The sequence below is a fragment of the Streptomyces sp. PA03-1a genome, from assembly GCF_033792805.1.
GTDB lineage: Bacteria > Actinomycetota > Actinomycetes > Streptomycetales > Streptomycetaceae > Actinacidiphila.
In genome coordinates this window covers 1-3,286 of record NZ_JARAVO010000422.1, presented here as the reverse complement: position 1 = coordinate 3,286, position 3,286 = coordinate 1, and the positions used below count along the sequence as shown (strand labels likewise).

Here is a 3,286-nt window from a genome sequence, read left to right as displayed (position 1 = left end):
GGGCCGGGGGGCGTTCGGCGCGGCGGAAGACGGCGACCAGGGCGGCGGTGAGGGCGGTCGCGGCCGCCACGCGCAGCGGCACCTGGGCCCACCAGGCGGCGGTGGCCGGGGCGGGCAGCGTGCGGCCCAGGGAGATCAGCGCGCCGTACACGGCGAGCATGGCCGTGAGGTGCCAGAGGAAGGCCGTCATCGCGATGCCGTTCGCGGCGACCACGCCGCGCCACACGCGCGGGCGCTCCAGCAGGCGCGCGGCGGGGCGCCGCAGCAGTTCGACCGCGCCGACCAGCCACACGCCGTGGCAGAGCAGGGCGAGCGTGGGCGGCGCCATGTTCGAGATCCGCTCGCCGGGCATGCCCACCATGGACAGCGGGTACGGCCCGAGCGCCACCAGCGCGACCGCCCCGGCCAGCCCGCACGTGGCCGCCGCCGCGGGCAGGCGCAGCCGGCCGTCCGCCCGCAGGAAGCCCAGCTGGTGCACCGCGAGCCAGACGAAGGCGAAGTTCAGGAACGGCACGTAGGGCACGTCGAAGGCGAAGCGCAGCACGTCCACCACGACCGCGCCGGCCGACAGCGCGGCGAAGGCGCCCCAGCCGTACCGCTCGTGCAGCCGCAGCAACGGCGGGGTGAAGGCCACCATGCCGAGGTAGATCCCGATGAACCACAGCGGCTGCGCCACCAGTCGCGCCGCCACGTCCGGCACCGGGGGCAGCAGCGCGACCGCGGCCCACACCGCGGTGAACAGCATCGTCGGCCGCAGCAGCCGGCGCAGCCGGGCCCGCAGGAAGGCCGCGTACCCGCCGCCGGAGCGTGCGACGGAGCGGTAGGAGAGCGCGTGCGAGAAGCCGCCGACGAAGAAGAACACCGGCATGACCTGCAGCACCCAGGTCAGCGGTTGCAGCGCCGGGCGCAGCGCCAGCAGGTTGCCGACCTCGACGCCCCCGTCGGCCCCGGTGGTCACCGCCGCCATCAGCCAGTGCCCCAGCACGACCGTGGCCAGCGACGCCACCCGCAGGAAGTCGGCGTAACGGTCCCGTGCCGCGGGCGTGGCCGCGGCGATCTCTCCGGCTGTCATCCCCATGCCGGCACGATCCCGCGCCGGGGCGCCGCTCCGTCAGGCCCGCCCTACTCAACTCGCCCCGGAAGACGGTGAGTACGGGTACTCAGAGCAGGGTCGCGCCCTGCGCGGGGCCGGTGGTGACCCGTACCGCGCGGCAGGTGCCGGAGGCGGCGAGGGCGGCGGCGACGGCCTGCGCGGACTCGGCGTCCTTGGCGAGGAAGGCGGTGGTGGGCCCGGAGCCGGAGACCAGGGTGGCCAGGGAGCCGGCCTCGGCGCCCGCGGCGAGGGTCGCGGCCAGCGAGGGGCGCAGGGAGAGAGCGGCCGGCTGGAGGTCGTTCGCCAGGGAGGCGGCGAGGGCCACCGCGTCACCGGTGCGCAGCGCGTCGAGCAGGTCCAAGGACGCCTCGGGCTCCGCCACCTCCGCGTCGCCGCGCAGCCGGTCGCACTCGCGGTAGACCTCGGGCGTGGACAGGCCGCCGTCGGCGACGGCGAAGACCCAGTGGAAGGTCCCGCCCGTCTCCAGCGGCTCCAGCAGCTCGCCGCGGCCCCGGCCGAGGGCGGCGCCGCCCACCAGGCTGAACGGGACGTCGCTGCCGAGCCCGGCGCAGATCGTGAGCAGCTCCTCGCGGCTCGCGCCGGTGCCCCACAGCGCGTCGCAGGCGACCAGGGCGCCCGCCGCGTCGGCGCTGCCGCCGGCCATGCCGCCCGCGACGGGGATGTCCTTGGCGATGTGGATGTGGACGCGCGGCTCCAGCCCGTGCCGCGCCGCGAGCGCGATCGCGGCGCGGGCGGCGAGGTTGCTCGCGTCGGCCGGGACCTGGTCGGCGTCCGGTCCGGCGACCGTGATCCGCAGCTCTTCGGCGGGAGTGACGGTGACCTCGTCGTACAGGCCGACGGCGAGGAAGACGTTGGCCAGGTCGTGGAAGCCGTCGGGGCGCGGTCCGCCCACCGCGAGCTGGACGTTGACCTTGGCGGGGACGCGGACGGTCACGGACGCGGGTCGGCGGGTCACTTGCGCGGTTCTCCTCGGAGCGTGAGCGTGGGGCACTCGATGCGGGGCCTTCGGTACGTGGGGCACGGCGGCGCCCCCATTGTGCCCTCTGTCACCGCGGTGAGCGGCCGCCACCGCCGTGCTCGGCGATCGCCGCGAACTCCTCCACGGTCAGTGCCTCCCCGCGCGCCTGCGGCGACACCCCCGCGGCCACCAGCGCCTCCTCGGCGGCGGCGGCCGAGCCCGCCCAGCCGGCCAGCGCGGCCCGCAGCGTCTTGCGGCGCTGCGCGAAGGCGGCGTCCACGACCGCGAAGACCTGCTCGCGGGTGGCGGTGGTGGCGAGCGGCTCCTTGCGGCGTACGAGCGAGACCAGCCCGGAGTCCACGTTCGGGGCGGGCCAGAAGACGTTGCGGCCGATGGCCCCGGCCCGCTTCACCTCGGCGTACCAGGCCGCCTTCACCGAGGGCACCCCGTACACCTTGGAACCGGGCCCTGCGGCCAGCCGGTCGGCGACCTCGGACTGCACCATGACCAGGGAGCGCTCGATGCTCGGGAAGGTCGCGAGCATGTGCAGCAGTACCGGGACGGCCACGTTGTACGGCAGGTTGGCCACCAGCGCCGTGGGCGGCGGGCCGGGCAGCTCCTCGACGCGCAGCGCGTCGCGGTGCACGAGCGCGAAGCGGCCGGCCCGGCCCGGCAGCCGGGCGGCGACGGTCGAGGGGAGGGCCTCGGCCAGCACGTCGTCGATCTCCACGGCGGTGACGTGCTCGGCCACCTCCAGCAGCGCCAGCGTGAGCGAGCCGAGCCCCGGGCCGACCTCGACGACCACGTCGTCGGGCCGGACGTCCGCGGTGCGCACGATGCGGCGCACCGTGTTCGCGTCGATGACGAAGTTCTGGCCGCGCTGCTTGGTGGGGCGGACGCCCAGCGCGGCGGCCAGCTCACGGATGTCGGCGGGGCCGAGCAGGGCGTCGTCGGCGGGACCGGAGTGGTCGGTGGTGCTCACCGCTCAAGGGTATCCGGGCCCGGCGGGACCTCCCGCGGGCCAGGGCCCTGTCGTCGAAGTCCTGCCGGCCGCCCGAAGGGCGGGCCCAGCGGCACCCCCGGCTCCGCTGGGAGGTGCCCCCAGGTGCGGTGCACGCAAGGCGGAGAGTCGTCCTCGTAGTGGGCTACTCGGACGATTCGACGACTCCCCCGGGCCGAAGGCTGGGGGAGTGCCGTGCCTGGGGCACCTCCCA

Annotated in this window: 3 protein-coding genes; all 3 read right to left on the bottom strand. The window is 76.1% G+C overall.

The features are described 5' to 3' along the window. A partial coding sequence (locus tag PV341_RS44360) for an acyltransferase family protein (protein ID WP_500360917.1) occupies positions 1–1,078 on the bottom strand: 1,078 nt, incomplete at its 3' end. 82 nt (positions 1,079–1,160) lie between these two features. Continuing rightward, on the bottom strand, positions 1,161–2,069 hold the full coding sequence (locus PV341_RS44355; protein WP_500360915.1) for a 4-(cytidine 5'-diphospho)-2-C-methyl-D-erythritol kinase: 909 nt from the start codon (positions 2,067–2,069) through the stop codon (positions 1,161–1,163). A 91-nt stretch (positions 2,070–2,160) separates the two neighbouring features. Further along, entirely contained in the window at positions 2,161–3,054 is an 894-nt protein-coding gene (rsmA, locus tag PV341_RS44350) for a 16S rRNA (adenine(1518)-N(6)/adenine(1519)-N(6))-dimethyltransferase RsmA (protein WP_500328987.1), read from the bottom strand. Between the last annotated feature and the right edge of the window lie 232 nt (positions 3,055–3,286).